General features: G+C 71.2%; 28 protein-coding genes and 1 pseudogene. 10 read left to right on the top strand and 19 right to left on the bottom strand.

The annotated features are described in order from the left end of the window. The first annotated feature begins 1 nt into the window (after position 1). Positions 2-1,000 carry an aminoglycoside phosphotransferase family protein gene (locus tag ACIQMR_RS23425; RefSeq protein WP_401390455.1) on the top strand — a complete coding sequence of 333 codons (999 nt, stop codon included), beginning with the start codon at positions 2-4 and terminating at the stop codon, positions 998-1,000. Between the two features lie 37 nt (positions 1,001-1,037). Here the strand turns inward: ACIQMR_RS23425 and ACIQMR_RS23420 are convergent, their stop codons facing one another. The 3 genes from ACIQMR_RS23420 to ACIQMR_RS23410 all read right to left on the bottom strand — a co-directional run bounded on the left by ACIQMR_RS23420 (position 1,038) and on the right by ACIQMR_RS23410 (position 4,202). After that, entirely contained in the window at positions 1,038-2,297 is a 1,260-nt protein-coding gene (locus ACIQMR_RS23420) for a GNAT family N-acetyltransferase (protein ID WP_401390452.1), read from the bottom strand. Between the two features lie 76 nt (positions 2,298-2,373). Beyond that, positions 2,374-3,447 carry an asparaginase gene (locus ACIQMR_RS23415; protein ID WP_401390449.1) on the bottom strand — a complete coding sequence of 358 codons (1,074 nt, stop codon included), beginning with the start codon at positions 3,445-3,447 and terminating at the stop codon, positions 2,374-2,376. A 98-nt stretch (positions 3,448-3,545) separates the two neighbouring features. Further along, complete coding sequence (locus ACIQMR_RS23410; protein ID WP_401390446.1) at positions 3,546-4,202, bottom strand: AmfC protein; 657 nt, start codon at positions 4,200-4,202, stop codon at positions 3,546-3,548. Between the two features lie 146 nt (positions 4,203-4,348). On the opposite strand from ACIQMR_RS23410, the gene dtd reads away from it, so the two are divergent. Next, positions 4,349-4,774 (top strand): D-aminoacyl-tRNA deacylase, encoded by a 426-nt coding sequence (gene dtd / locus ACIQMR_RS23405; RefSeq protein ID WP_401390443.1) that lies wholly within the window; start codon positions 4,349-4,351, stop codon positions 4,772-4,774. 45 nt (positions 4,775-4,819) lie between these two features. Here the strand turns inward: dtd and ACIQMR_RS23400 are convergent, their stop codons facing one another. From ACIQMR_RS23400 to ACIQMR_RS23375, 6 genes are all read right to left on the bottom strand, one after another. Next, positions 4,820-5,800 (bottom strand): YgfZ/GcvT domain-containing protein, encoded by a 981-nt coding sequence (locus ACIQMR_RS23400; RefSeq protein ID WP_401390440.1) that lies wholly within the window; start codon positions 5,798-5,800, stop codon positions 4,820-4,822. 10 nt (positions 5,801-5,810) lie between these two features. After that, complete coding sequence (locus tag ACIQMR_RS23395) at positions 5,811-6,248, bottom strand: Fur family transcriptional regulator (protein ID WP_401390437.1); 438 nt, start codon at positions 6,246-6,248, stop codon at positions 5,811-5,813. 87 nt (positions 6,249-6,335) lie between these two features. Further along, entirely contained in the window at positions 6,336-6,908 is a 573-nt protein-coding gene (locus ACIQMR_RS23390) for an FABP family protein (protein ID WP_401390434.1), read from the bottom strand. Between the two features lie 224 nt (positions 6,909-7,132). After that, positions 7,133-8,095, bottom strand: coding sequence for a hypothetical protein (locus ACIQMR_RS23385; protein ID WP_401390432.1), 963 nt, complete (start codon positions 8,093-8,095; stop codon positions 7,133-7,135). Beyond that, on the bottom strand, positions 8,092-8,874 hold the full coding sequence (locus ACIQMR_RS23380) for a hypothetical protein (protein WP_401390429.1): 783 nt from the start codon (positions 8,872-8,874) through the stop codon (positions 8,092-8,094). Before ACIQMR_RS23380 ends, ACIQMR_RS23385 begins: the two co-directional genes overlap by 4 nt. Continuing rightward, positions 8,871-9,767: a hypothetical protein gene (locus ACIQMR_RS23375; protein WP_401390426.1), complete on the bottom strand. Its 897-nt coding sequence runs from the start codon at positions 9,765-9,767 to the stop codon at positions 8,871-8,873. The genes ACIQMR_RS23380 and ACIQMR_RS23375 overlap by 4 nt, the downstream gene beginning before the upstream one ends. A 110-nt stretch (positions 9,768-9,877) precedes the next feature. On the opposite strand from ACIQMR_RS23375, the gene ACIQMR_RS23370 reads away from it, so the two are divergent. Continuing rightward, on the top strand, positions 9,878-10,240 hold the full coding sequence (locus tag ACIQMR_RS23370; protein ID WP_266379697.1) for a DsrE family protein: 363 nt from the start codon (positions 9,878-9,880) through the stop codon (positions 10,238-10,240). Positions 10,241-10,301: 61 nt separating this feature from the next. Here the strand turns inward: ACIQMR_RS23370 and ACIQMR_RS23365 are convergent, their stop codons facing one another. From ACIQMR_RS23365 to ACIQMR_RS23330, 8 genes are all read right to left on the bottom strand, one after another. Then, entirely contained in the window at positions 10,302-10,589 is a 288-nt protein-coding gene (locus ACIQMR_RS23365; protein WP_266379698.1) for a DUF3099 domain-containing protein, read from the bottom strand. Positions 10,590-10,696: 107 nt separating this feature from the next. Beyond that, a complete protein-coding gene (locus ACIQMR_RS23360) occupies positions 10,697-10,984 on the bottom strand; it encodes a DUF1416 domain-containing protein (protein ID WP_005315529.1) in 288 nt (95 codons plus the stop codon). Between the two features lie 44 nt (positions 10,985-11,028). Further along, positions 11,029-11,874, bottom strand: coding sequence for a sulfurtransferase (locus tag ACIQMR_RS23355; protein WP_266379700.1), 846 nt, complete (start codon positions 11,872-11,874; stop codon positions 11,029-11,031). Between the two features lie 155 nt (positions 11,875-12,029). Beyond that, complete coding sequence (locus ACIQMR_RS23350; protein ID WP_353961732.1) at positions 12,030-12,113, bottom strand: putative leader peptide; 84 nt, start codon at positions 12,111-12,113, stop codon at positions 12,030-12,032. A gap of 283 nt (positions 12,114-12,396) precedes the next feature. After that, positions 12,397-13,086: a DUF2993 domain-containing protein gene (locus ACIQMR_RS23345; protein WP_401390420.1), complete on the bottom strand. Its 690-nt coding sequence runs from the start codon at positions 13,084-13,086 to the stop codon at positions 12,397-12,399. A gap of 234 nt (positions 13,087-13,320) precedes the next feature. After that, positions 13,321-14,511 carry a hypothetical protein gene (locus ACIQMR_RS23340; protein WP_401390418.1) on the bottom strand — a complete coding sequence of 397 codons (1,191 nt, stop codon included), beginning with the start codon at positions 14,509-14,511 and terminating at the stop codon, positions 13,321-13,323. 10 nt (positions 14,512-14,521) lie between these two features. Continuing rightward, complete coding sequence (locus tag ACIQMR_RS23335; RefSeq protein ID WP_401390415.1) at positions 14,522-14,776, bottom strand: MoaD/ThiS family protein; 255 nt, start codon at positions 14,774-14,776, stop codon at positions 14,522-14,524. A 42-nt stretch (positions 14,777-14,818) separates the two neighbouring features. Then, positions 14,819-15,772 (bottom strand): alpha/beta hydrolase, encoded by a 954-nt coding sequence (locus ACIQMR_RS23330; protein WP_401390412.1) that lies wholly within the window; start codon positions 15,770-15,772, stop codon positions 14,819-14,821. A gap of 254 nt (positions 15,773-16,026) precedes the next feature. On the opposite strand from ACIQMR_RS23330, the gene ACIQMR_RS23325 reads away from it, so the two are divergent. The 5 genes from ACIQMR_RS23325 to ACIQMR_RS23305 all read left to right on the top strand — a co-directional run bounded on the left by ACIQMR_RS23325 (position 16,027) and on the right by ACIQMR_RS23305 (position 21,286). Next, the gene (locus tag ACIQMR_RS23325; RefSeq protein WP_401390409.1) at positions 16,027-16,782 is read left to right on the top strand and encodes a response regulator transcription factor; all 756 of its coding nucleotides are present in this window, start codon (positions 16,027-16,029) and stop codon (positions 16,780-16,782) included. A 64-nt stretch (positions 16,783-16,846) separates the two neighbouring features. Continuing rightward, entirely contained in the window at positions 16,847-17,872 is a 1,026-nt protein-coding gene (locus ACIQMR_RS23320; RefSeq protein ID WP_266379712.1) for a LacI family DNA-binding transcriptional regulator, read from the top strand. A gap of 159 nt (positions 17,873-18,031) precedes the next feature. Next, the gene (locus ACIQMR_RS23315; protein WP_401390406.1) at positions 18,032-19,051 is read left to right on the top strand and encodes a S1C family serine protease; all 1,020 of its coding nucleotides are present in this window, start codon (positions 18,032-18,034) and stop codon (positions 19,049-19,051) included. Positions 19,052-19,106: 55 nt separating this feature from the next. After that, positions 19,107-19,844: a response regulator transcription factor gene (locus tag ACIQMR_RS23310; RefSeq protein ID WP_358664296.1), complete on the top strand. Its 738-nt coding sequence runs from the start codon at positions 19,107-19,109 to the stop codon at positions 19,842-19,844. Further along, positions 19,841-21,286 (top strand): sensor histidine kinase, encoded by a 1,446-nt coding sequence (locus ACIQMR_RS23305; protein ID WP_401390402.1) that lies wholly within the window; start codon positions 19,841-19,843, stop codon positions 21,284-21,286. The genes ACIQMR_RS23310 and ACIQMR_RS23305 overlap by 4 nt, the downstream gene beginning before the upstream one ends. Here ACIQMR_RS23305 and ACIQMR_RS23300 read toward each other — a convergent pair. Both ACIQMR_RS23300 and ACIQMR_RS23295 read right to left on the bottom strand, forming a co-directional pair. Next, positions 21,251-22,126: a phosphatidylinositol-specific phospholipase C gene (locus ACIQMR_RS23300; protein WP_401390399.1), complete on the bottom strand. Its 876-nt coding sequence runs from the start codon at positions 22,124-22,126 to the stop codon at positions 21,251-21,253. The genes ACIQMR_RS23305 and ACIQMR_RS23300 overlap by 36 nt on opposite strands. A 158-nt stretch (positions 22,127-22,284) precedes the next feature. After that, a complete protein-coding gene (locus ACIQMR_RS23295) occupies positions 22,285-24,123 on the bottom strand; it encodes a bifunctional metallophosphatase/5'-nucleotidase (protein WP_401390396.1) in 1,839 nt (612 codons plus the stop codon). A gap of 135 nt (positions 24,124-24,258) precedes the next feature. On the opposite strand from ACIQMR_RS23295, the gene mshD reads away from it, so the two are divergent. Further along, entirely contained in the window at positions 24,259-25,182 is a 924-nt protein-coding gene (gene mshD / locus ACIQMR_RS23290) for a mycothiol synthase (RefSeq protein ID WP_401390393.1), read from the top strand. Between the two features lie 114 nt (positions 25,183-25,296). After that, positions 25,297-25,683: pseudogene (locus tag ACIQMR_RS23285) on the top strand (GntR family transcriptional regulator); the annotation flags it as partial. Between the last annotated feature and the right edge of the window lie 86 nt (positions 25,684-25,769).

The raw sequence follows: 25,769 nt of genomic DNA, 5'->3' as shown, positions 1-25,769 counted from the left end.
CATGGACCCTGTTGCCCTCTACGAAGAGGCCTGCGCGCGGGAGGGCGAGTCGGGGCACTACAACCGCAACGTCCGGATGGAGGCGGACAGCGGTCCCGTCGTCGTCCGGATGCGCGCCGACGACCCCGAGGCCATGGATCTCACCCTGTGGTCCGAGGCCGACGTGCTCTCCGCCATCCGCCCTCATGTGCCCGCGGCTCCCCGCCTCCTGCACGCCAGCACCGACCCCGGCTTCCAGATTCACGAGTTCGTGCAAGGCCGGCGCGTCGACGCTCTCTTCCCCGACGGCAAGCCCCTGCCCGAGCCGGTGCTGGACAGCATCGAGACTCTCTTCGGCCGACTGCTGCGGGTACCGGCCCGCGCCCTGCCCGAAGTGCCCGGCGACTGGCCGCACGACGGGGACACGGAAGGCTTCGCCGGACGCCTGTTGGACCTGGTCCGCGTGATCCGGCGCAGGCACGACGCCACTGCCGGCGGCCTGTACGAGGCGCTCGGTATCCCGGAGGACCCGTGCGCTCTGCTCCAGGAGCGGGCTGCCGGTCTGGCCGAGCGGTCCTTTCGGCTGCTGCACGCGGACATCCATCGCAAGAACATGATCCTGGGCCGTCAGGGGCAGGTCGTCTTCCTCGACTGGGAGCTCGCTCTGTGGGGCGATCCCGTGTACGACCTCGGCGACCACCTCCACAAGATGTCCTACTCACCGGCCGAGCGGCATGTGGTGGCCGAGGGCTGGGAGCGCGCGGCACCGAGCGAGTGCCGAACGCGGTGGAGCCGCGATCTCGGCTACTACCTCGCCTACGAGGCGGTGAAGTCGGCCGTCGTGGACACGATCCGCTGGGGACGGCGCATCGCCGCGGAGCGGGACCGGGAAGCCCGGTCCACGCTGGCCGGGGAACTCGCGGACAAGATCACCGCGGCCCGGCCCCACTGGGCTGCCGGGTCGCTGCCGGCGCCCGAGCCGGGCGACGTCGAGTCGGCGGTCGAGCGCTGGATGTCCTGAGAGCGGCCGCGACGCGGCCGTGGTCCACACCCGCGCGTCAGAAGATGTCCGGGCACCACGGCCGGCGTGGGGTGCGGAAGAGGGTGTCCGCCAGGGCTGCCGCGCCCGGGCGTTCCTCTGTGACTCGGCCCAGGGCCTGCAGGCGCAGTACCGATTCGTCGCCGAGGTAGAGGGCGCCCAACTCCCGTACGTCCATGGAGAGGTCGGCCGTGAGGGCGGTCGGGGAACACTCCGCCGCTCCGTCGGGGCGCACGTCCAGCCGGAATCGGCCGGCCGCCGTCCCCGCCGGGTCGTGGAGGTCCAGGACCAGCGTGCCGGGGGCGCTGTACGTACGCGCTTCCAGGGCCCGTACGACGTCCAGGACGCGCACCCACAGGGAGTCCGAGTGGGTGACCGTGCGGGCCGCACGGGGGTCGGGGAAGAAGTGGGGGAGGAGGTCGTCGGGGGCGCGGCAGCCGGTCCGCACCGTGGTGACCCAGTCGATCGAGCAGAGGAAGTGCCACAGGGCGCGCTCGGCGGCGGGCGAGGTCGCGATCAGTTTCTCGACGACCGCGGTGTTGTCGGGCTGCCCGGCATCGGTCCAGTGCGGCTCGGACCGGTAGACGACCAGGCCCTCCACGTCACCGGCAGCCGAGCGGTACAGCGCGTAGTACGGCTCCTTCCAGGGCTCGCCACCGACCGGCTCCTGGCCCGTGTTGGTCGCCCACCAGTGCTCGTCGCGGTCGGTCGCCCCGGCCTGGCCGGTGCGGAAGCGGTCGTACAGCTCGGGGCCGAGCTTGCGAACCTCCGCGGCGTCGACCAGATCGATCCGGCCGCCGTCGTCGGGAACCGGCCGGCGTGGGTCGAGGCCGGTGCGGCGGACGTCGATGCTCCACTCGGTGAACCAGGTCGCGGGGCCGAAGCCGTACCGCCCGTAGATCGGGTACTCGGCGGCCACCAGCGTCGAGACGGCCTCGCCGCGCTCCTTCGCGGCCGCGAGATCCGTGGTGATCATCCTGGTCAGCAGGCCGCGGCGGCGGTGCGTCGGGCTGACGGTGACGTTGGAGACGGCGTTCGCCTGCACGACGGCACCGCCGGGGACCGTGAGTTCCTGCGTGAAGGAACGGTACGTCGCCACGCAGCGGCCGCCATCGAAGGCGCCCAGCACCCGGGGCAGGTCGGAGTGTGCCAGCCGGTTCGCCGCGTACGCCGAGGTGATCACCGGGGACTGCAGGAAGCCGGTCCTGCACGCGCGCAGCCAGTCGGCGAACTCGGACTCGTTCACGGGACGCACTTCAGGGCGCGCATCGGTGCTCATGGCGCCACGCTATGCGCGACCGTCCCGCCCGTCACGGGATTTTCCCGAACGGGGATCCCGACACGGAAGCAGGGCTTCAGAAGGCCGCCCGGATCTCCCCGACCGGCCTGCCGCCACCGTGGACCGGGGCCTCGGCGATGCGCGCCACGACCGGGTCGTCCACGCCAAGACCTTCCAGCAGCCGCGCCAGCACCGGGCCCAGCGCCCGCGTCCCACCGTCGTCGATCTTGAAGGCGAGGGCCCGCCCGTCGGCCAGGGCCACCGCCTGGACCGCCTCGGCGCCCACCTTCGAGAGTGCGCCCGGCACGGCCCGCATCAGCCAGGTGTCCGGCCGGTTCGTCCCGGCGACGTACTCGGGGTGGGCGCGCATCGCGTCCGCCACCCGTCGTTCGGCCGAGCCCTCCGGGGCCAGGACGAACAGTCGGTACGCCCGCGCCAGGCCCAGCAGGCTGATCGCCATCAGCGGCGCCCCGCAGCCGTCCGTCCCGATCGCGGCGACCGGCTCCGCCGCGGATTCCTCCACGACCGTGCGCGTCAGCAGCTGGAGCGGGTGGGACGGGTCGACGTACGTGTCCAGCTCCCAGCCGTTCAGGCGGCACGCCGCCAGCATCGCCGTGTGCTTGCCGGAGCAGTTCATGGCGATCCGGTCTCGTCCCCGGCCGGACGCGAGGTACCTCTCCGCCTCGGCCGGGTCCAGCGGCAGGGCGGGCGGGGTGCGGAGGTGATCCGCGGTCAGCCCGTTCTCGGCGAGCATCCTGCGGACCAGCTCGATGTGGAACGGCTCGCCCGAGTGACTCGCCGCGGCCAACGCCAGCCGCTCCCCCGCGAGGTCGAGGCCCGCGCGCAGTACGGCCGCGGCTTGCATCGGCTTGTTCGACGAGCGCGGGAAGAACGGCGCGGCCGGGTCGCCCAGCGCCAGCTCCACGCTGCCGTCCGCCGCCAGGACGACCAGGGAGCCCCGGTGCCTGCCCTCGACGAAGCCGGAGCGTACGACCTCGGCGAGGATCGGGTGGGTCCCGGTCGGCAGCACAGGCACAGGCACAGACGCGGGCAACGACGCGGACGTCGTCGCGGCCTCGGACACGGGTACGGGCTCGGACACGGGTACGGGCTCGGACACGGGTACGGGCTCGGACGAGCTGGCGGGCATGCGGCGGCCTTCCGGAACAGGGACCCGCCCCGGAGGCCACGCCGCCGGAGGCGGCCCGGCCGGAAGCGGCCACGCCCCCGGACGCCGCACCCCGCGCGTCAGGTGAGCAGGTCGTCTACTTGCGCTTCGCCCTCACGGTACCTGCGCGCGATCTCGGCGCTGCAGTCGTCCGCGGTGCGCTGCAACTGCTGGCGCTGCCGCGAGACCTGCTGCTCATAGCCCGCGAGCCGCCCCATCGCCGCGTGCAGTTCGTCGTCCGTGCGCGCGTCCAGGTCGGAGAGCTCCACCTCGGCGAGCATCTCCGCTGCCAGCAGCCGGTACTCCTCGCCGCGCGGCGTGGACAGCGTGACGTGCCGGGCCGAACTGCCGCGCCGCGACGGCGGGTCGGTGAGGATCTGCGAGAGCCGGTCGACGACCGCGGCGTCCGGGCCGGTCAGTCCCGGCCCGCCGGCCGAGGCGGAGAGTACGGGCGCGGGCGCCGGCGGTGCCGTACGCCGGGACAGCTCCGCGCGGAGGATGTCGATCCGGCCCTGCAGCAGTCGCCGCACATAGCTGAGGTCCGCCTCGTCACGCTGCGAATCCTTGCGCAGCGCGCGCAGCTCCGGCAGCCGCAGGGTGGCGAGGTCGTGTGCGCGGGGCTCGATGTACGAGGCGGCGGTGCGTTGCGCGGGCGGGCGGACGGCGCCCGTCCCGGAGGCGGAACGGCGGGTCGTCGGTACGGGACCGGGCGACTGCCCGGCGCCAGGAGTGCTCATGCGTGAATCAGTCCCCTCGACCGGTGCATGGGGTCTCCCCGGGCAAGGAGGGCCGAGGGGATGCACCGACTCCGTGCATCGTGCCACTACGGACGGTACCGGTGCAGGCGGTCTGCACCCGTTCAGCCCCCGATAGGTTGGTCTGTATGCGTGCAGTGGTGCAGAGGGTCGACGGCGCGAGCGTCGTGGTGGCCGGTGAGACCGTGGGTGAGATCGTCGGCCAAGGGCTGTGTGTACTGGTGGGAGTCACCCACGGGGACACGGCGGAGAAGGCGGCGCAGCTCGCCCGCAAGCTGTGGTCGGTGCGGATCCTCGAGGGCGAGAAATCCTGCTCCGACGTGAATGCGCCCTTGCTGGTGATTTCCCAGTTCACTCTCTACGGGGACGCCCGCAAGGGCCGCCGTCCCACGTGGAACGCCGCGGCGCCGGGAGAGATCGCCGAACCGCTCGTCGACGAGGTGGTGGCCCGGCTGCGGGAGCTGGGAGCCCAGGTGGAGACGGGCCGGTTCGGAGCGGACATGCGGGTCTCGCTCACGAACCACGGCCCGTTCACGGTACTGATCGAGGTGTGAGGCCCTGGGCGAAGCCGGCCGCCCGGGGGGCCGGGCGTGGCGGCTCTACGGCTCGACCACGACCTCCTGGGCCGCCGCCGTGTCGCCCGCCAGCAGTTCCGCGTCCACCGGCACGTTCCGCTTCACCAGCGCGAGCGCGATCGGGCCCAGCTCGTGGTGGCGGGCGGACGTCGTGATGAAGCCGAGCTGCCGCCCTTCCTCACCGTCCGCGGCCAGGCGTACCGGCGTGCCGTGCCCCGGCAGGTGCACCTCGCTGCCGTCGAGGTGCAGAAAGACCAGCCGGCGCGGCGGCTTCCCCAGGTTGTGGACGCGCGCCACGGTCTCCTGGCCCCGGTAGCAGCCCTTCTGGAGGTGCACGGCGCTGCCGATCAGCCCGACCTCGTGCGGGATCGTGCGATGGTCGGTCTCGAAGCCGAGCCGTGGACGGTGCGCCTCGACGCGCAGCGCCTCGTACGCCAGGACACCGGCCGCGGGGCCGTTGGCGGCGGCGTACGACTCCAGGGCGGCCCGGGGCAGGAAGAGATCACGGCCCTGCGCCGTCTCCCGTACGACCACGCCCTCCGGGGCCTCGGCGATCGAGCCGGCCGGCAGGTGCACGACCGCGAACTCGTCCGTACGATCGGCGACTTCCACCTGGTAGAAGAACTTCATCGACTCCAGGTACGTGAGGAGCGCCTCCTGCGTGCCGGGTTCGATGTGCGCCCAGACCGTCTCGCCGTCGTCCACGAGATACAGCGCGTGCTCGATGTGGCCGTGCGCGGACAGGATCAGGGCCTCGGTGGCCTCGCCGGCGGGCAGCTCGCTCAGGTGCTGGGTGAGCAGCAGGTGCAGCCAGCTGAGCCGGTCGGGGCCGGAGACGGCGATGACGCCGCGGTGCGAGAGGTCGACGAACCCGCTGCCGTCGGCGAGCGCCCGCTGCTCGCGGAACAGGTCGCCGTAGTGCGCGGCGACACCTTCGTCGCGCCCCTCGGCCGGGACAGCTCCGGGCAGGGACAGCAGAGGGCTGATCGTGGAATGTCGCTGCATGGACATAAGCCTACGACTGGCCGGCAGCTGCCTTCCCGGCGCACCGGCCGCACTGGCCGAAGATCGCGAAGTGCTTCATGTCGGTGGTGAACCCGAACTGCTCACGGAGCTCGGCCGTGAAGCCGGCGGCCACGTCGACATCGGCCTCGATCACGTCGCCGCAGTCCCGGCAGACCAGATGGAGGTGGTGGTGCCGGTCGGCGAGGTGGTAGGTGGGCGCGCCGTGCCCCAGATGGGCGTGCGAGACCAGGCCCAGCTCCTCCAGCAGCTCCAGCGTCCGGTAGACCGTCGAGATGTTCACCCCGGAAGCGGTCTTGCGCACCTCGACGAGGATGTCGTCGGGGGTCGCGTGCTCAAGGGTGTCGACGGCTTCGAGGACAAGCTGGCGCTGCGGAGTCAGACGGTAGCCGCGCTGCCGCAGATCGCTCTTCCAGTCGGTGCTCACCACGCGTCCAGTGTAGGCAGCCCGCACGGTCCTGGCCCGGTCCCGGCGGAACAGCCGGGAGGTCCGGGCTCGACGACCTGCGTCGACGGCCTACTTGAAGAACGCGATGCCGTCGTCCGGGAGGTCACCGAGGTCCTTGGCCCATGACTCGACCTGCTCCGGGGTGACGACCTTCTTCAGCTGCGCCGACATGTACGGCCGCAGCGGCACCTCGGGGGTGGCCTTCTCGCCGACCCACATCAGGTCGCCGTTGACGTAGCCGTAGAGCCGCTTGCCGCCCGAGTACGCCGAGGAGGCGGCGGTGCGCGCGACCGCGTCCGTGGCCAGGTCGATCTGCGGCTTCTTGTCGGCGAGGTCGCCGTACCAGATCTCCACGATGCCCTGGTCACGGACCATGACGATCTCGACCTTGCGGTCCTTGTCGATGCGCCAGTAGCCCGACTCGGACTCCAGCGGCCTCACCTTGTTGCCCTCGGAGTCCAGCACCCAGCTGTGCGACACGTACTCGATGAAGTCCCGGCCGTCGTGGCTGAACGTCACGGACTGGCCGAAGTTGCACTTCTCCGAGCCGGGGAAGTCGGACACACCCGCGCCCTCCCACGTGCCCAGGAGAAAGGCGAGGGGAACGAGGTCGGGATTGAGGTCGGACGGGATCTCGATCATGAGTGGCTCTGTCGATCTGTGGGAGTCGATCTGCGGAATACGGGACTAGCGCTGGCCCTGGTACAGCTTCTTCACGGCCAGGCCGGTGAAGGCGAGCACGCCGACACAGACCAGGACCAGCAGAATCTCGAAGAACAGGATCACGGGTACTCCTCGGATGGGCGTGCAGGCTGTACGGGCCGGACCCCAGCTTAGTGGGCAGGGGCCCGGCCCTCTCTGCGAGGTCAGCCCAGGAGCTGGTTCTGCAGGACGACCGTCTGGTGGAAGGGGACGCTCAGGGCCTCGCCCTTCCGGGACTGGAAGATCAGCGCGACGGTGTCACCGGCCTGGATGTACGCCTGCCGGGTCTGCACGGGCCCGATCGGCTTCACCTCCGTGTACACGGAGATCGCCGACTTCCCGACGGCGGGCCCCTCCACGTCCCACCCCTCGTCCAGCTCGGCCTCCCCCGGCGCGGCCGCCAGCGCCACATCGGGGGACAGCCCGACCCCGAGCTCGATGCTGTTGAACTCCTCCGCCGTGCCGGCCGAGTCGAACCGGAGGAGATAGACCCGGGACGTGGTGCCGTCGGGCATGGTCCAGGCACGGGCGGCGATGTGCCGTACGGCGTAGTCGGCCAGCGCCTGCTCGAGGTCGGCGCGGTGGTCCTTCGCGTACTCCGAGACGTACTGGGCGTTGCTGACCCAGCCGCCGTTCAGCTTCTTGTCCTCGGTGGCCCCCGCCGGTGCGGGCAGCAGCAGTTCACGCAGGTCGGCGTGGTGGATCTCGTGCTGGTTGCCATCGGTGAAAGGCCGGGGGCTGCCTTCGGGCAGGGCCGGCAGCGAAAGGCGTGGGTAGTCCCAGCGGCCGTCGCCCTGGGTGGCGAGGCCCGGAACGTCGGAGCGCTCCATGGCGGCGATCCCGTACGCCGTGCCGGTGCCGAGCCCGCCGCAGACGAGCACGGCGGCGGTCCAGAGTCCGACGGCGCGCAGCACGCGGCGCCGGTCGCGCGGCGGGGTGTCCGTCACCGGCTCCACGGCTTCCGCGGGCTGCTCGGTCTCCACCGGCGGCTCAGTCGTCCCAGCGGCCTGCTCGGACTGCTCGGCCTGGTCACTCTGCCCGACCGGGGCGCTCTGCTCGGTCTGCTCGGTCTGCTCGGTCTGCTCGGTCTGCTCGGTCTGCTCGGTCTGCTCGGTCTGCTCGGTCATACGTACTCTCCCGGCGAAGCGATGTGATCGAGCTGCTCCTGCACCATGTCGGCGATCGCCGTCTTGTCGAACGGCTCCATGCCCACCGCGTTGACGCTCACCAGCAGCTCGGAGTCGTACGCGAAGCAGCGCATCCCGTCGAGCTCCTTCCAGCCCTTGTCCTTCTCGGCCTCGTCCTTCTTCGCCTTCGGACCGACGAAGCAGGCCACGTTCTTGTGGCCCTTGATCTTCGGTCCCTTCGGGAGGTCGAGCAGTCCCACCAGTTCCGTCTGGAGCTTGTACGCGTCGCGCACCTGGCGCGTGTTCTTCATCCGGGTGATCTCCACGGTGATGACGACGTCCTGCTCGTACGCACCCCCGCGCTCGGCGAACTCGGTGGCGTACGAGCGGACGGCGATGCCCTGGAGCCCGAGCTTGTTCACCTGCTTCTCGTAGGTGCGGCGTTCGTTGCCGGACAGGCGGCTGCCCCACTCCTTCATCAGGGCGGTCGCCTGCTTCCCGCTCAGCTCGACGTCATTGCCGTACTCCTCGAAGTCGGGGCCGAGACGGTATCCGTCGGGCACCGGCAGCAGCAGCTTGCTGAGCGGGGTGGAGGCCCGACCGCGCCGGGCGTTCTCGGCAGGATCCTTCGAGGGCTTGCTCTTCGCATCGGCCCATGCGGTGGTGGGAACGGTGCGGTCCGCGCCGTCCACGGTGACGACGGTGTACGCGGTGCCACCACCGACCGCGCCCAGGACGAGCACGGCGGGCAGCACGATTCCGGTCAGTACGGATCTCAAGACAGACGCTCCAGCTGTCGCTCGGCCAGCGAGCGGATCTCGTTCTTGCTGATCCGCTTGGTGTCGAAGATGTCGATGTCGACCATCACGTCGCCGCGCTGGAAGATGGCCCGGGCCCGGTAGTGCGGCAGGTAGCCGGCCTTCTCCTTGACGGGGTACAGGTAGTAGCGGCCGCTACCGCTGCCCTTGAGCAGATCACCGTCGTTTCCGGCGGAGTACTCGAAGCTCTTCGGCATGTAGTCCTGCTGGCCCGTTGCGTGCTCCATGGCGTCGCGGCCCGAGTGGAACTGGACGAGCTTGATGTCCGTCATCTTGTGGGCGCCCTGCCTCCAGGCGACGAAGGCGACCCGGCGGATGTCGCTCTGCACGAAGTTCCCGAACATGCCGCCGGGGTCCTGGAACCGGTGCGCGTACTCCTCGACGTCCAGCCAGCTGCCGCCGGGCTTTGCGCCCGCGCCCTTGGCCGCACCCTTCGGCCTGGGCAGCAGCAGCTTGCGCAGATCGCCGTCGGTCTTCACCTGACGGTCCTCGGCGGCGCTCAGCGGCTCGGGCTCCTGCCCCTCGGGCAGCGCCTCTGCCGGATAGCCGAGTCCCGGCTGGTTGAGGGCGGGCAGCGGCGTCGGGGCACGGTCCGCCTGGACCTTGAAACCGACGGCCGTGCCCGCGCTGACGCCGATCACCGCGGCGACGGCGAGAACCAGCGCGGTACGCCCACGGCGCCGCGCGGGCCTCGCCGGCACGGGCGCCTCCTCGGGCTCCGGCTCGGGCGGTACCGCGCCCTCCGGCGGTGCCACGTGCTCGGGCGGTCCCGCGCTGTCAGCCGGTACAGCGCTCTCGGGCGGTACCGCGCTCTCGGCCGCCATCGGCTCCGGCTGTGTGCTGTGCAGTTCCAAAAGGGTCCCCCCCCACGAGACCTGGAGGCACGGATTCCGTTATCCGTGCTCACAGCACTGACCCGCGACCCGCGACCTGGGTTGTAGCTGCGCCGATTACAGTTCGGCATATGGCGAAGAAGCTCGTGATCAAGGTGACTGCCGGGGCCGACGCCCCCGAACGCTGCTCACAGGCCTTCACGGTCGCGGCCGTCGGCGTGGCCAGCGGTGTGGAGGTCTCCCTCTGGCTGACCGGCGAGTCGTCCTGGTTCGCACTGCCGGGCCGGGCTGCGGAGTTCGAGCTTCCGCACGCGGCTCCGCTGCCGGACCTGATCGAGTCGATCCTGGCCGCGGGAAAGATCACCCTCTGCACGCAGTGCGCGGCACGGCGCGAGATCACGGAGAAGGACGTGATCGACGGCGTTCGGATCGCGGGCGCGCAGGTCTTCGTCAGCGAGGCGATGGCGGACGGCACCCAGGCGCTCGTCTACTGACGCGCCACCACCGACCCCGGTGCGCGGTCACTGACGCGCCACCACCGACCCCGGTGCGCGGTCACTGACGCGGGCCCGAGCCCGAGCCCGACCCCGGCTTCCGCTTCCCGTCCAGCTCGTCCCACCACGCGTCGGACTGCGGATCACCGGAGGGGTCGTCCCACCACCGGTCCTCGGGGCCGCGCCGGTTCGCCACCACGGCCGCGAGCGGTGGGATCACCATGGCGACGACGCACATCCCGACGGCGACCGGAACCGACCACAGCCGCACGAAGGCCCAGGCGGAGACGAAGAGGACCAGGCATCCGCCCATGAGCAGGAAGTAGGCGTGACGGCGCCGCGCGTACATGACTCAAGCGTATGTCGCGGCGCCGGTAACGGCACGAAGGGCCGCACCCCGGTCCAGTGGCGTCCAACCCCCGGGGGTGCGGCCCTTCGGCCGGTCGAAGAGTGCCGTCAGACGGCGATGGCCACCTCGGAGAGGCCACCTGTCTGGGCGACGACCGTACGGTCCGCCGTCCCACCGGGGACGAGGGCGCGCACGGTCCACGTGCCCTCGGCCGCGTAGAAGCGGAACTGTCCGGTCGCCGAGGTCGGGACCTCGGCGGTGAACTCGCCGGTCGAGTCCAACAGACGCACGTAACCGGTGACGGGCTCGCCGTCGCGGGTCACCTGGCCCTGGATGGTGGTCTCACCGGGCTTGATCGTCGAGGCGTCGGGGCCGCCGGCCTGCGCTCCACACATGTCTTTCCGTCCTTACGGTCGAGGGGTCCGGAGGTCCCGGGGGCTTACTTGTTCGCGCCGAGCTCGATCGGCACGCCGACGAGGGAGCCGTACTCGGTCCACGAGCCGTCGTAGTTCTTGACGTTCTCGACGCCGAGCAGCTCGTGCAGGACGAACCAGGTCAGCGCGGAGCGCTCACCGATGCGGCAGTAGGCGACGGTGTCCTTCGACAGGTCGACCTGCTCCTCGGCGTAGAGCGCCTTGAGCTCGTCGTCCGACTTGAAGGTGCCGTCGTCGTTGGCGTTCTTCGACCACGGGATGTTGCGCGCGGTCGGGATGTGGCCGGGACGCTGCGACTGCTCCTGCGGCAGGTGGGCCGGGGCGAGCAGCTTGCCGCTGAACTCGTCGGGCGAACGGACGTCGACCAGGTTCTGGTTGCCGATCGCGGCGACGGCGTCGTCGCGGAAGGCGCGGATGGACGTGTCCTGGGCCTTGGCCTTGTAGTCGGTGGCCGGGCGCTGCGGGACGTCGGCGCCGTCGACGAGGTCGCGGGAGTCGAGCTCCCACTTCTTGCGGCCGCCGTCGAGGAGCTTCACGTCCTGGTGGCCGTAGAGCTTGAAGTACCAGTAGGCGTAGGACGCGAACCAGTTGTTGTTGCCGCCGTAGAGCACGACCGTGTCGTCGTTGGCGATGCCCTTCGCGGACAGCAGCTTCTCGAAGCCGGCCTGGTCCACGAAGTCACGGCGGACCGGGTCCTGGAGGTCCTTCTTCCAGTCGATCCGGACGGCGCTCTTGATGTGGTTCTTGTCGTAGGCCGAGGTGTCCTCGTCGACCTCGACGACGACGACCTTCGGGTCGTCCAGGTGGGCCTCGACCCAGTCGGCGTCTACCAGGACGTCGCTGCGGCTCATGCTGTTCTCCTCCGGGGCAGTGTGCGGCGGGTGGTGCGCGAAAGCAGGTTGCGGTGCAGGTACGCCGGAACGGCGCGAAGACACGCGGGTGGCCATGGCCGGAAGGGGCTCGGATGGCCCGGGGACACGGAAACCGACGGAGGCCGGGCTTCCGCTCAGATGGCGCGACAGAGCATGGCGGCGACGCGGCACAGGTCTACTGCCCGCCGCTTCGTGAGGTCCGCCTGTCGCTGCTTCATGGGGTCGATCGTAGGGACGACCGGGCGGCCATGTCACCGGTGTGTCGCATTCTGAGACGCGATCGTCCGAAACGTGGGACGTGTAGCCGGAACGGGCCCGGCGGGGCGGAGCGACGGAGACCTGCCGCCCCTCTCGCATCTGCGGACCGGACACCACCGTCTCAGTATCCGGCCACACAGCGCTGACCGCAGGGGTACGAGCCCGGGAGGGAGCCGGCCCGGGAGAAGGAGTCGGCCCGGGAGAAGGAGTCGGCCCGGCGGGGCACCAGCCTGGCCAGGGGCGTCAGCCCGCCAGCGGAACGTCCGTACCCGCGACCGTGATGACGAGACCCTTCTCGTCCGCCTGGACCTTCTGCAGCTTCATGCCCTCCGGCAGACCGCTGAGCTTCCGGTCGAAGTCGGTCTTCTGGCGGATCATGTCCTCGAGCCGCGGTATGCCCTCCCCCGGCACCTTGTCCGCACGCACGCGGATCGTGCCACCGTCGACCAGGCTGACCGTGGAGACGACACTCCGCGAGAGCGAACGGCCGAGGATGTCGACCGTGCCGGTCACCTTCAGCTTGCCGTTCCCGCCGTACGCGACGGTGACGTCCTCGTCGGCCGCCTTGGTGAGGTCGGCGTACGAGATACGGGCGGTGCCGGTCGCGGTCGCGGCCGTGGCGCTGGAGTAGTCGCTGCCCAGGCGCACGTCGTGGAGGGCGGCGGACAGCTCGGTGATGACGACCCTGCGCCCGTTGGCGCTCGTCTCGATGTCCCGGACGGTCACATCGACGCGCTCGAGCTCCTTGCCCACGACCTGGGTCAGGAAGGGGAAGCCCTCGATCGCCACCTCGGTCGCACCGGACAGGCCCTGGCGGGCCTTGATCTTCTCCGCGGCCTCAGACTCGGCGTAGTTGAGCAGGAGCCGGTCGGCGGCGACGAAGAGCCCGCCGAGGATGACGACGGTGATCAGCAGAATTCGCAGTGCGCGCATGACTCGGTGTTTCCCCCACCCCTGTCTCGGCCCTCCCGGATCGGAACGGCCTGAATGATCGACGTTCGGCGGCACGCTATTGGTTCCCGCCGGTCCGGGCCAGGGCATCACCGTCCGTACCCGACCCGGAACAGGCTCCGGTCGGGCGGTCGGGCGGTCGGACTGCCGGGCGGCCCGGAATCAGGCGGTCACGGAGTCGGGCGGTCACAGGGGCCGTGCGCTCAGGATCGCGGGTCAGATCAGTGCGCGGCCCAGCAGATAGACGGCGGGGACCGCTGCCGTGAGCGGAAGCGCGACGCCGGCCGTCATATGGACGAACCGGGACGGGTAGTCGTAGCTGGCCACCCGCAGGCCCACGAGCGCGCACACCCCGGCCCCGAGCCCCAGCAGCGCGCCCTCCGAGCCCACCCCGGTGGCCCCGCCCGCCGCGATACCCGCGCCGGCGGCGGCCAGCAGCGCGACCACGACCGACGCCGTACCCGGCAGCGGCAGCGCCCGCGCGAGCACCGCCGCCGCGACCGACGCGCCCGCCACGGCCACCGCCTCCGGGGCGACGGCGAGATAGCCGGCCGCGACGATCGTCAGCGCGGCCGAGGCGACCGTCGCCATCAGGCCGTACATCCGCTCGTCGGCGGAGGCGTGGCTGCGCAGCTGCAGCACGACGGTGAGCAGCACCCAGACGCCGAGGGTGCCGATGATCACGGCCGGGGCGTGCCCGGAGCCCGTGGCGAGCAGGACGGCGTCGGCGGCGAGGCCGCCGGCGAACGCGAGGGCGATGCCCTGGCGGGCGGGCCACATGCCGTTCAGCCGGAACCAGCCGGCGGCGGTCAGGCCTTGGAGCGCGATGAGCGGGATCAGCAGGAGGTACGGCGAGGTGCCCGCGGTCGCCGCGAGCAGCAGACCGATCACGGCCGTCAGCCCCGCGGGCTGCATCCCGGGCGGGATGATCGGCGAGCGCCCTTCCGCGCGGGCACGCTGCGCGTCGGTGATCCGTGCGTTGCCCAGGGTGGTGGGGGCGCTGTACGCGGGCTCACCGGCCGCCTGGGGCTCACCGGCCGCCGGCGGCGCGCCCGCGGCCCCGTGCCCGGCGATCCCCTGTCCGGCGATCCCCGGCTCGTACGCGGCGGACGCGGCGTACGCAGCGGCCGGTGCGCCGGGAGCGACGGGCACCTCCGGCGGCAGCGCGTACCCCGTCGCCGACGGGTCCTGCGGCGGCAGATACGTCGTGTCCGCGGCGCCCGGGTGGTACGGCGCGTGCTGCACGGGCTCGGCCACCGGCTCGATCGTCGGCTGGTACTGGGTGTCCCAGGTCTGGCCCTCCCACGTCTGGGTGACGTTGGGATCCTGGTGGTTCCGCTGCCCGTACGGATCCTGCGGGCCGTACGAGTCCTGCGGGCCGTACGGATACTGCTGATCGCTGCTCATGCTGTGCGGTTCACCCTCCTGCGAACGGCGGGAGCACCTCGACCGTGCCGCCCTCGGCAAGCCGTACGGTCTCATGGCCACGGGTCCCGACGGGGTCACCGTCGACGAGGAACGAACACCTCCGGAGCACGCGGACGAGCTCGCCCGGGTGCTTTTCACGGGCGGCGTCCAGCGCCTCGGCCAGGTTCTCCGCGGCGTACGGCTCCTCGGCCACCCCCGCGGCGGCCTTGGCCGCGGCCCAGTAGCGGATGGTTCCCGCTGCCATCGCGGCACTCCTCTCTCCGGCTCGTCGACTGTCCATGATGGGCTATGCGCGGGCGAGCCAGTCCGCGAGGCGCCCCAGAAGGCCGTCGTCCGCGGCGTTCTCGGCGTGCCCCATGCCCGGTTCCAGCCACAGCTCGCACGGGCCGGCGGCGGCCAGCATCCGCGGATGGTCCAGCGGGAAGTACGCATCGCGGTCGCCGTGGACGATCAGCAGCGGGGTCGGCGCGATCAGCGGGACAGCCTCGACCGGCGAGAGCGGGACGGGGTCCCAGTCCTTGTGGTGGATACGGGTCCGCAGGCCGTAGCGCCCGACCAGCCGCCCGACGGGCCGGGTGACGACCCAGTGGAGCCGCCGCATCGGCGCCGTACCTTGGTAGTACCAGCGGGCGGGCGCGCTGACGGCGGCGACCGCGTCGGTGCGTGCGTCCCGTGCGCCACGTATATCCCGTGCCTCATGCACGTCACGCAGGTCACGCGCGTCAGGCACATCGTGTGCGCCGCGTACGCCCCGTGCACCCGTACGCCCCTCGTGCTCTCGCGTGTGCTCCCCCGAGTGCTCGTCCGCCCGCTCCGCCGCGGCCCCGCCGTACAGGGCCGCATGCCGCAGCACCACCGATCCGCCCATCGAGAAGCCCACCGTGACGACCCGTCCGTACCCCAGCGAACGCGCCCAGGCGACGGCCGCGGCCAGGTCCAGCACCTCCCGGTCGCCGACCGTCGAGCGCCCGCCGGACCTGCCGTGGCCGCGGAAGGAGAAGGTGACGACCCCCGCACGGCCGGCGAACACGCCCGCCGCGCGGCGCACCGCGGGACGGTCCACCGAACCGGTGAATCCGTGCGCGACGACGATCGCCAGATCGGTCACCCCGGCCGTACAGGGCTGGTGCAGCGCCTCGATGCGCACGCCGTCGGAGGTCCTGAGGGTTGCGCGTCGAGGTCCGTCAGTGATCGAGGAAACATCCACATGGTGACATCGACCCTCTGCGACAGAGCTCATGTGGGCTATTGTGCTGGGCAGAGGATCCGGGCGACGCAGCCCCCGGGTCCTTTTGTGTTTCCAGTCCGTTGTTACAGACAGGTGAACGAAACGATCGCGGAACCCCGGGGCGCGGGGCCGTGGCCGGGCAAGAGGCAGTGCCGCAGACGTCCTCGCAGGGACCGAGGAGGAACCGACGTTATGGGCGAGCGAACCGTGCACGACCGAGAGACCACGAACCAGGCAGGGACGGCGGCCCGGGCAGGTGGGTCGCGATGAGTTCTCTGCTGCTCCTCACCAATGCCCTCCAGCCCTCCACGGAGGTGCTCCCCGCCCTCGGCCTGCTGCTGCACAACGTACGGGTGGCGCCCGCCGAGGGCCCGGCCCTGGTCGACACCCCGGGCGCCGAGGTGATCCTGGTCGACGGCAGGCGCGACCTCCCGCAGGTACGCAGCCTCTGCCAGCTGCTCCGCTCCACCGGGCCCGGCTGTCCGCTGATCCTCGTCGTCACCGAGGGCGGTCTCGCGGCCGTCACCGCCGACTGGGGCATCGACGACGTGCTGCTGGACACGGCCGGACCCGCCGAGGTCGAGGCCAGGCTCCGGCTCGCCATGGGCCGGCAGCAGCTCACCTCGGACGACTCGCCGATGGAGATCCGCAACGGTGATCTGTCGGTCGACGAGGCCACGTACAGCGCGAAGCTGAAGGGGCGGGTCCTGGACCTGACCTTCAAGGAGTTCGAGCTGCTGAAGTACCTGGCCCAGCACCCCGGCCGGGTCTTCACCAGGGCCCAGCTGCTGCAGGAGGTCTGGGGCTACGACTACTTCGGCGGCACCCGCACGGTCGACGTCCACGTGCGGCGGCTGCGCGCCAAGCTCGGCCCCGAGCACGAGTCCTTGATCGGAACCGTGCGGAACGTCGGATACCGCTTCGTCACGCCGGAGAAGGGCGACCGCTCGGAGAACTCGGCGGCGGCGAAAGCGAAGAAGGCGGCCGCGGAATCCGGCCGGAGGACCCGGCGGACGACATGACCGAGACCATCGAAGCTGCTGTACGCCCTGCCCAGAGGTAGGTCACCACGCGTAGACTGCGCGCGTGGCCAAGGTGACGCGGGACGATGTAGCGCGACTGGCGGGTACGTCGACCGCTGTGGTGAGTTACGTCATCAACAACGGACCCCGGCCGGTCGCCCCGGCCACGCGCGAGCGGGTGCTCGCCGCGATCAAGGAGCTGGGCTACCGGCCCGACCGGGTCGCGCAGGCGATGGCCTCGCGGCGTACGGACCTCATAGGCATGATCGTGCCGGACGCCCGCCAGCCGTTCTTCGCGGAGATGGCGCACGCGGTGGAACGGGCGGCGGCGGACCGCGGAAAGATGGTCCTCGTCGGCAATTCGGACTACCGCGACGAGCGCGAGGTCCACTATCTGCGGGCCTTCCTCGGCATGCGCGTCGCCGGGCTGATCCTCGTCAGCCAGGGCCCGAGCGAGCGTGCGGCGGCGGAGATCGAGGCGTGGGACGCGCGGGTGGTGCTGCTCCACGAGCGGCCCGAGGCGATCGACGACGTCGCGGTCGTGACGGACGACATCGGCGGGGCGCAGCTCGCGACCCGGCATCTCCTGGAGCACGGACATCCGTACGTCGCATGCCTGGGCGGCGTCGAGGAGACCCCGGTGGTGGGCGACCCGGTGGCCGACCACGTCGAGGGCTGGCGACGGGCGATGCTGGAGTCCGGGCGGTCGACGGAGGGCCGGCTGTTCGAGGCGCCGTACAACCGCTACGACGCTTATCTCGTGGCGCTGAAGATCCTCTCCGGCCCGGACCGGCCGCCGGCGATCTTCTGCGCCACGGACGACCAGGCGATCGGTGTGCTGCGGGCCGCGCGCGAGCTGCGGATCGACGTGCCGGGTGAGCTGGCGGTGGCGGGCTTCGACGACGTCAAGGAAGCCGGACTGACCGACCCGCCGCTGACGACGATCGCCTCCGACCGGCCGGCGATGGCGCGCGCGGCGGTGGATCTGGTGCTGGACGACGGGCTGCGGGTGGTCGGTTCACGGCGCGAGCGGGTGAAGCAGTTCCCCTCGGCCTTGATCGTCCGCCGCTCCTGCGGCTGCCACGGCTGACCGCACCGTCCTGATCTCATCGTCCTGACCTCACCGCCTGATCCCACCGGCTGACCTGAAGGCGCGGCGCCCCGGCCTTACATGGGGCATACATGCTTCTGTCGGGCTTCTCAGGCCGTCCTCAGCGTGCTCTCATCTACGGCCCCGAGAGTCGTCACCATGACGGACCACTACCGCGGCAGCGGCGACGAAGGCACGCAGCACACCCACCAGTACCCGTACACGGGGTTCGGGGACGGGGCGTACCCGCCGCCGCCCCCGCACGCACCGGCACCCGCCGCTCCCGGGCCCACCGCTCCCGCGCACGCCGCGCGTGCCAAGCGGCCCGTCGCGCTGATCGCGGCCGTCGCGATCGTCGCCGCGGCCGTCGGCGGCGGGGCGGCAACGCTGGTGGAGCGGTTCGCCGGGAACGGTACGGCCGGCGGGGCGGCCGGCGTCGACGGGACCACGGTGTCGCAGAGCAGCAAGGGCACCGTCGCCGGTGTCGCCCAGGCCGTCTCCCCCAGCATCGTGGAGATCAACGCGTCCTCCACCTCGGGCGAGTCCACCGGTTCCGGCGTGATCATCACCCGGGACGGTGAGATCGTCACCAACAACCACGTCATCGCCGGCGCCGACACCGTCAAGGTCAGGCTCAGCGACGGCAGGACGTACACCGCGGACGTCGTCGGCACCGACCCGGACAAGGACCTCGCTCTGGTCGAGCTGAGGGGCGCGAGCGGTCTGAAGGCCGCCGCTCTCGGTGACTCCGGCAGCGTCAAGGTCGGTGACGAGGTCGTCGCGATCGGCTCGCCCGAGGGCCTCACCGGCACCGTGACCAGCGGAATCATCTCGGCGCTCGACCGGGACGTGACCGTCGCCAAGGACGAGGGACGCAAGCGGCAGCAGGACCCGCGGCAGGGCTGGCCCTTCGAGTTCGGCGGTCAGGAGTTCAACGGGGACACCGGCGACTCCAAGACCACGTACAAGGCCATCCAGACGGACGCCTCGCTCAACCCCGGCAACTCCGGCGGTGCGCTGATCAACATGAACGGCGAGATCATCGGCATCAACTCGGCCATGTACTCGCCGAGTTCCTCGGGCGGCTCCACCGCGGGCAGCGTCGGCCTCGGCTTCGCCATCCCGATCGACACCGTCAAGGCCGATCTCGACAGCCTCCGCTCCGGCGGCGAGAACTGACCGGGCGCCGATCCGTGGACCGGGCGTACGAGCGACCGCGTGCGAGGCTGGGGCCATGACGACCGCACCGGGTGAAGGCGACCGCGAACGCATCCTCATCGTCGACGACGAACCCGCCGTACGCGAGGCGCTGCAGCGCAGCCTCGCCTTCGAGGGGTACGCCACCGAGGTCGCGGCCGACGGCTTCGACGCCCTCGCCAAGGTGGAGTCGTACGCGCCCGACCTCGTCGTCCTCGACATCCAGATGCCGCGCATGGACGGCCTGACCGCGGCCCGGCGGCTGCGCTCCCTCGGCTCCACCCTGCCGGTCCTGATGCTCACCGCCCGTGACACCGTCGGCGACCGGGTCACCGGCCTCGACGCCGGGGCGGACGACTATCTGGTCAAGCCGTTCGAGCTGGACGAGCTGTTCGCGCGGATCAGGGCGCTGCTGCGGCGCAGCTCCTACGCCTCGGCGGCGGGCACGGACCGCGAGGAGTCCGGCGACGTGCTGTCGTTCGCCGATCTGCGGATGGACCTGGCGACCCGCGAGGTCACGCGCGGGCCGCGCCGGGTCGAGCTGACCCGTACCGAGTTCACGCTGCTGGAGCTGTTCCTGGCGCACCCGCGGCAGGTGCTGACCCGCGAGCAGATCCTCAAGACCGTCTGGGGCTTCGACTTCGAGCCGAGCTCCAACTCGCTGGACGTGTACGTCATGTATCTGCGCCGCAAGACGGAGGCGGCCGGGGAGCCGCGTCTGGTGCACACCGTCCGCGGGGTCGGCTACGCGCTGCGGGAGGGATCGCCGGAGTGATCCACAGATTCCGGGCGCTGCCGCTGCGGTCGCGGCTGGCGCTGCTGACGGCGACCGCCGTGGCCGTGGCGGTGGCCGCCGTCGCCGTCACCTGCTGGCTGCTGGCCCGCGCCCAGCTCCACAACGAACTCGACACCTCACTGCGCAACACGAGCGCCCCGCTGGGCACGGTGCGCCAGGCCATGTCCGCGTGCCGCACGACGGGCAGCGAGCCCGCCGGAGCCGACAGGGGCTTCGCCTACGTCCAGGTCCTCTATCCCGACGGCACGCGCTGTGTGGCGCCGGACACCCAGCCCGTGCGGGTCGGGGTGGAGGACGTGGCCGTCGCCCGGGGCACCGAGGAGTACGCCCTCCACAGCAGTACGACCGACTCGGGCGCGGACGTCCGGGTGCACACCGAGCAAATGGCGGCGCCGGTGCCCGGCGCGCCGGGCGGGACGGTGACCGTCATGGTCGCCCGCCCGCTGCACGAGATCGACACCGCTCTGAATCGCCTCGCGCTCCTGCTCACCTTCCTCGCCGGCGCCGGTGTCGTCGCCGGCGGGGCCGCCGGACTGTGGGTCGCCCGCACCGGTCTGAAGCCCGTCGACCGGCTCACCGACGCGGTCGAGCACGTCGCCCGCACCGAGGACCTGACCGTACGGATCCCGGTGGAGGGCGAGGACGAGATCGCCCGGCTGTCGCGCTCCTTCAACCAGATGACCGCCGCGCTCGCCTCGTCCCGGGACCGGCAGGCACAGCTCATCGCCGACGCCGGCCATGAGCTGCGCACACCGCTGACCTCGCTGCGGACGAACATCGAGCTGCTGGTGCGCAGCGAGCAGACCGGCCGCGCCCTCCCGCCCGAGGACCGGGCCGCGCTGCTGGCCTCGGTCAAGGCGCAGATGTCCGAGCTGGCCGTGCTGATCGGCGATCTGCAGGAGCTGTCACGGCCGGACAGCGCGACGCCCGGCCCGGTCCAGGTCGTCGCGCTGCACGACGTCGTGCGGACGGCGCTGGAGCGGGCCAGGCTGCGCGGCCCGGAGCTGGCGATCACCGCCGAACTGCGGCCCTGGTACGTACGGGCCGAGCCGGCCGCGCTGGAACGGGCGGTGGTGAACGTTCTGGACAACGCCGTGAAGTTCTCGCCCCCGCGCGGGGCGGTGGAGGTGCTGCTGGACCGTGGTGTGCTGACGGTGCGCGACCACGGCCCCGGGGTGCCGCCGGAGGAACTCCCGTACGTCTTCGAGCGGTTCTGGCGCTCCCGCTCCGCCCGCGCGCTGCCCGGCTCCGGCCTCGGTCTGTCGATCGTGGCCAGGACCGTGCACCAGGCGGGCGGCACGGTGGAGCTGCGTCCGGCCGAGGGCGGCGGCACCGTCGCGGTGGTCGCTCTGCCGGGGGCGCCGGCGCCACCGCCCGTACCGCCGTCAGTTGTGCCGGATGAGCGAGTCGACCAGGCCTGAGCGGGTGTTGGGGAAGTCCATCGGCACGACGCCGAGGCCCTTCCAGCCGCTCGCCGCGCCGTCCAGGAAGCCGTGGACGCGCGGATTGAGGCTGTCGGAGTTCCAGCGCGGCGGCAGCGACGCTGAGGTGCTGACGAAGTTGATGAAGAGCTTGCCGGGCTGCTCGGCGGCCTTGCGGAAGTGGGCCTCGATCCTGGGGTACTTGTCCCACGGCGCGGCGTTCCAGTCGTCCTGGATGTCGATGGCCCCGCCGTCCCACCACTTCACTCCGGGCAGTCCGCCGTTGTCGGCGATGAGGACGACCTTGCCGCGCGCCTGGCCGAGGGCCGGGAGGGTGTCGCCGATGTGGAACAGCGAGCGCCAGCCCCGGTTGTCGAGGTAGTCGTCGAAGATGCTCCGGAAGGTGGCGTCGCTGTCCGAGGAGTACTCCTGCTTGACCCGCATCAGCACGGTCTCGGAGGGGTGGGCGGCCAGGAAGGCGCGGCAGGCGATGAGCACGTCGCCGAACATCATGTTCTGGTAGGCGGGGCCGTGGTGGATCGCGAACGAGCCTCCGGTGACCCGGCACCGTACGTCGAGGAAGCGGATGCCGTAGTTCAGCTGGTCGGCGATCGTCGTGTTCTGGCACTCGGCCCAGGGTCCGCCGAAGCGGGCTCCCGAGTCGTGCGTGCCGGGAATCGTGAGCGAACCCAGCGTTCTGCCGCCGTCGATGCCGCTCATCCAGTCCTGGGTGCCCAGCGCCCGCCGCTGCGCGGCCGTGGCCGTGCCCGGTGCGCCGATGAGAACGGCAGCGGAGGCGACCGCCGCGCCCGTGAGGAAACCACGTCTGGTCAAGGACATGTGCTGTCTCCTTCGTCGACCGCCGCGATGTGGGGGGTCGCGGTCGGCAGACGGGATGATTGCAGACATGCCCATGACACAGAACGTCTTGCGCGGAAACTGGAAACAACTGAGGGGCGGCGGGCCGGCGGCCCACCACCCCTCAGTCGCACCACCCGTTACTTGACGACCGTGATCCGGCCGGTGGCCGGCGGCGCCAGCGGGGCGCCCGCGCTGGAGTGCGCGGCGAAGTAGGCGTTGAGCATGTCCAGGTCGGACGCGCCCACCAGCTTGTTCTTGTGCTCCTTCAGGACCGCGAAGCCGTCGCCGCCGCCCGAGAGGAACTCGTTCATCACGACCCGGTAGGTCTTGGCCGGGTCGATCGCCTCACCGTTCAGCTTCACCGAGCCGACGACGATCCGGTCGGCGCCGGTCTTCGTCATGTCCAGGGTGTAGGTGAAGCCCTTCGACACCTGCAGGATCTTCGGGGCGGCCTGGTTCGAGCCGCTGACCTGCTGCTGCAGCGCGGTGATCAGCTGGGCACCGGTGAGGTCGACCGCCGTCATCATGTTGGTGAACGGCTGCACGGTGAAGGCCTCGCCGTACGTCACGACACCGTCGCCCTCACCGCCCGAGGCGGCGCGGACCAGGCCCGCGCGGATACCGCCCGGGTTCATCAGGGCGAGCTGCGCGCCGCCCTTGTCGGCCGGGGCCATGCCTTCGAGCTGCGCGTCCGCGATCAGGTTGCCGATCGGCTTCTCGGGGGACTCGAAGGGGTTCTCGATGTCGGCGGAGATGTACCCGACGGGCCGGTTGGCGATCGGCGCGGCCAGCGTGTTCCAGCGGTCGATGAGCTGGGTCATGTCCGCGGCCTTGGGCACGTCACGGGTGACGACGTGGTTGGCGGAGGCGACGGACGTCCGCACGATGTCGCGGGTGCGACGGTCGTACGTGAGCGTCGTGTCGGTGTACAGCTTGCCGAACGAGGCGGCCGAGGTGACCGTGCGCGGCTTGCCGGACGGGTCCGGGATCGTGCACGCGTACGCCTGGTGGGTGTGGCCGGTGACCAGGGCGTCGACCTGCGGGCTGACCTTCTTGGCGATGTCGACGATCGGGCCGGAGATGCCGTCGCCGGGGCCGGGGCTGTCGCAGTTGTAGTTGTACGAGCCCGAGGCCGGCGCACCGCCCTCGTGCAGGAGCGCGACGATCGACTTCACGCCCTTGCGCTCCAGCACCTTGGTGTACTTGTTGATCGTCTCGATCTCGTCGCCGAACTTCAGGCCCTTGATGCCCTCGGCGCTGACGATGTCCGGCGTGCCCTCCAGGGTGACGCCGATGAAGCCGATCTTCACCCCGTTCCGCTCCCAGACGAAGTACGGGTCCAGGACCGGCCGGCCCGACTTCTCGTCGGTCACGTTGGCCGCGAGGTACGGGAAGTCCGCGCCGCGGAACTTCTTGGGCTTGCCGTTGGCCTTCTTCTCGTAGCAGCCCTCGACCGGGTGGCAGCCGCCGTTCTGGAGCCGGGCGAGCTCCTTGGCGCCCTCGTCGAACTCGTGGTTGCCGACGGAGGTCACGTCGAGCTTCAGCTTGTTCAGCGCCTCGACGGTCGGCTCGTCGTGGAAGAGCCCGGAGAGCATCGGCGAGGCGCCGACCATGTCACCGGCAGCGGCGGTGATGGAGTACCTGTTGCCCTTGCGGGCCTCGCGCAGATGCGTGGCGAGGTACTCGGCGCCGCCCGCGTCGATGGTCCGGGTGGTGCCGTCCTCGTTGGTGTGGGTGACCCTGCCCGCCGAACCGGCCGGCGGCTGCAGATTGCCGTGCAGGTCGTTGAAGGACAGCAGCTGTACGTCGACGGTGCGGCCGTAGCCGTGTCCGTGTCCGTGCCCGTTCCCATGGCCGTGTCCGTTGCCGTGTGCCTGGGCTCCGGCGGGCATCGCGGCGACCAGTGCGCCGACGGTGGTCAGTCCGGCGGCGACCGCGAGTACGCGGCGGCGCTTCTGATGCGATGTCGCTGACATCTGTCCCCTTGTCAGTTCAGCGTGACGACTGTTCTCAGCCGTGCAGCCTAGAGTCAACGCGCGTAGCACGACAGGGGATACCGGGTTACGAGCTGGTATCCGATCGGGTGCGGCCCGGCGCCGTACCCTCGTCGTATGACTGACGCAGCCCCCGCCCTCGAGCCCGGCCGGCAGATCCAGACGCTCGACGAGCTCACCCCCGAGCTGGCCGACGACGTCCTCCGCCTGCTGACCGTCGCCGCCCGTACCGACGGCATGCAGGCCGTCTCCGAGCAGGGCAGGCTCTATCTGCGCCACGGGCAACGCGAGGGCGTGCGCCACTTCCTGCTCACCGTCGCGGGGGACCTTCGCGGGTACGCCCAACTGGAGGACACCGACCCGGTGGAGGCCCCGGCGGCCGAGCTGGTCGTCCACCCGGGCCACCGTGGCCGCGGCCACGGCCGGGCCCTCGGCAACGCGCTGCTCGGCGCGTCCGGCAAGCGGCTGCGTGTCTGGGCCCACGGCGGCAAGTCCGCGGCCCGCCATCTGGCGCAGGTCCTCGGGCTGACGCTCTTCCGCGAACTGCGCCAGCTGCGGCGCTCGTTGAGCCCGCTCGATCTTCCCGACCCGGTGCTGCCGGACGGGGTCACCGTCCGTACGTTCCTCCCCGGACAGGACGACGCCGCCTGGCTCTCGGTCAACGCGGCGGCCTTCGCCCACCACCCTGAGCAGGGCTCGATCACCCAGCGCGACCTCGACGACCGCAAGGAGGAGCCGTGGTTCGACCCCAAGGGCTTCTTCCTGGCCGAGCGCGAGGGCGAGATCGTCGGCTTCCACTGGACGAAGGAGCACGCGGAGGAGCAGCTCGGTGAGGTGTACGTGATCGGCATCCGCCCCGACGCCCAGGGCACCGGCCTCGGCAAGGCGCTCACCGCGATCGGCCTGCGTCACCTCGCGGCACAGGGCATGCCGACGGCCATGCTGTACGTCGACGCGGACAACACGGCTGCGCTGCGGGTGTACGAGCGGCTGGGATTCACGACGCACGAGGTGGACCTGATGTACCGCACGGAGACCTGAGCGGCGATCGGCCGGGCAAGGGGGCGGTGGGTTCCGCCCTCGGGCAGGGGGCGGTTGACACCGCCCCCTCTCTTGCACCACCCTTTCACTACTTGATTAGTGAAAGGGTGGTGCATGATCGAGTACAGGATCGACCGGCGCAGCGGCATCGCCACCTATCTGCAGATCGTTCAGCAGACGAAGCAGGCCCTGCGACTGGGAATGCTGGAGCCCGGCGACCGCCTGCCCACCGCCCGCGAGGTGGTGGAGGCGACCGCCATCAACCCGAACACGGTGCTCAAGGCCTACCGCGAACTGGAGCGCGAAGGGCTCGTCGAGGCCCGGCGCGGCCTCGGCACCTTCGTACGGAGAGGGCTCGGCACCGCCGGAGCCGACTCCCCCCTGCGCGGCGAACTCACCGACTGGGCGCTGCGCGCCCGGGCGGCGGGCCTGGGCCGGGACGACGTGGCGGCGCTCTTCACCGCCGTACTCGACGCGCACTTCGCGGAACACGAGCGGGAACAGCAGGTCGGACCGGACAAGCAGCTCGAGCAGGTCGAGCGCGTCGGACCGAACAAGCAGGTCGAGCACGTCGAGCAGGTACGCAA

Origin of the sequence: Streptomyces sp. NPDC091376 (genome assembly GCF_044757085.1) — a bacterium.
Classification (GTDB): domain Bacteria; phylum Actinomycetota; class Actinomycetes; order Streptomycetales; family Streptomycetaceae; genus Streptomyces; species Streptomyces pratisoli.
Note: the sequence above shows the minus strand (reverse complement) of the source record. Positions and strands in the feature narration are given on the sequence as shown.

What these genes read in the sequence shown, in the direction of transcription:
- ACIQMR_RS23425 (WP_401390455.1), top strand. Translation starts at nt 2, where the DNA reads ATGGACCCTGTTGCCCTCTACGAAGAGGCCTGCGCGCGGGAGGGCGAG.
- ACIQMR_RS23420 (WP_401390452.1), bottom strand. Translation starts at nt 2,297, where the DNA reads ATGAGCACCGATGCGCGCCCTGAAGTGCGTCCCGTGAACGAGTCCGAG.
- ACIQMR_RS23415 (WP_401390449.1), bottom strand. Translation starts at nt 3,447, where the DNA reads ATGCCCGCCAGCTCGTCCGAGCCCGTACCCGTGTCCGAGCCCGTACCC.
- ACIQMR_RS23410 (WP_401390446.1), bottom strand. Translation starts at nt 4,202, where the DNA reads ATGAGCACTCCTGGCGCCGGGCAGTCGCCCGGTCCCGTACCGACGACC.
- dtd (WP_401390443.1), top strand. Translation starts at nt 4,349, where the DNA reads ATGCGTGCAGTGGTGCAGAGGGTCGACGGCGCGAGCGTCGTGGTGGCC.
- ACIQMR_RS23400 (WP_401390440.1), bottom strand. Translation starts at nt 5,800, where the DNA reads ATGCAGCGACATTCCACGATCAGCCCTCTGCTGTCCCTGCCCGGAGCT.
- ACIQMR_RS23390 (WP_401390434.1), bottom strand. Translation starts at nt 6,908, where the DNA reads ATGATCGAGATCCCGTCCGACCTCAATCCCGACCTCGTTCCCCTCGCC.
- ACIQMR_RS23385 (WP_401390432.1), bottom strand. Translation starts at nt 8,095, where the DNA reads ATGACCGAGCAGACCGAGCAGACCGAGCAGACCGAGCAGACCGAGCAG.
- ACIQMR_RS23370 (WP_266379697.1), top strand. Translation starts at nt 9,878, where the DNA reads ATGGCGAAGAAGCTCGTGATCAAGGTGACTGCCGGGGCCGACGCCCCC.
- ACIQMR_RS23365 (WP_266379698.1), bottom strand. Translation starts at nt 10,589, where the DNA reads ATGTACGCGCGGCGCCGTCACGCCTACTTCCTGCTCATGGGCGGATGC.
- ACIQMR_RS23360 (WP_005315529.1), bottom strand. Translation starts at nt 10,984, where the DNA reads ATGTGTGGAGCGCAGGCCGGCGGCCCCGACGCCTCGACGATCAAGCCC.
- ACIQMR_RS23355 (WP_266379700.1), bottom strand. Translation starts at nt 11,874, where the DNA reads ATGAGCCGCAGCGACGTCCTGGTAGACGCCGACTGGGTCGAGGCCCAC.
- ACIQMR_RS23350 (WP_353961732.1), bottom strand. Translation starts at nt 12,113, where the DNA reads ATGAAGCAGCGACAGGCGGACCTCACGAAGCGGCGGGCAGTAGACCTG.
- ACIQMR_RS23345 (WP_401390420.1), bottom strand. Translation starts at nt 13,086, where the DNA reads ATGCGCGCACTGCGAATTCTGCTGATCACCGTCGTCATCCTCGGCGGG.
- ACIQMR_RS23340 (WP_401390418.1), bottom strand. Translation starts at nt 14,511, where the DNA reads ATGAGCAGCGATCAGCAGTATCCGTACGGCCCGCAGGACTCGTACGGC.
- ACIQMR_RS23335 (WP_401390415.1), bottom strand. Translation starts at nt 14,776, where the DNA reads ATGGCAGCGGGAACCATCCGCTACTGGGCCGCGGCCAAGGCCGCCGCG.
- ACIQMR_RS23330 (WP_401390412.1), bottom strand. Translation starts at nt 15,772, where the DNA reads ATGAGCTCTGTCGCAGAGGGTCGATGTCACCATGTGGATGTTTCCTCG.
- ACIQMR_RS23325 (WP_401390409.1), top strand. Translation starts at nt 16,027, where the DNA reads ATGAGTTCTCTGCTGCTCCTCACCAATGCCCTCCAGCCCTCCACGGAG.
- ACIQMR_RS23315 (WP_401390406.1), top strand. Translation starts at nt 18,032, where the DNA reads ATGACGGACCACTACCGCGGCAGCGGCGACGAAGGCACGCAGCACACC.
- ACIQMR_RS23310 (WP_358664296.1), top strand. Translation starts at nt 19,107, where the DNA reads ATGACGACCGCACCGGGTGAAGGCGACCGCGAACGCATCCTCATCGTC.
- ACIQMR_RS23300 (WP_401390399.1), bottom strand. Translation starts at nt 22,126, where the DNA reads ATGTCCTTGACCAGACGTGGTTTCCTCACGGGCGCGGCGGTCGCCTCC.
- ACIQMR_RS23295 (WP_401390396.1), bottom strand. Translation starts at nt 24,123, where the DNA reads ATGTCAGCGACATCGCATCAGAAGCGCCGCCGCGTACTCGCGGTCGCC.
- mshD (WP_401390393.1), top strand. Translation starts at nt 24,259, where the DNA reads ATGACTGACGCAGCCCCCGCCCTCGAGCCCGGCCGGCAGATCCAGACG.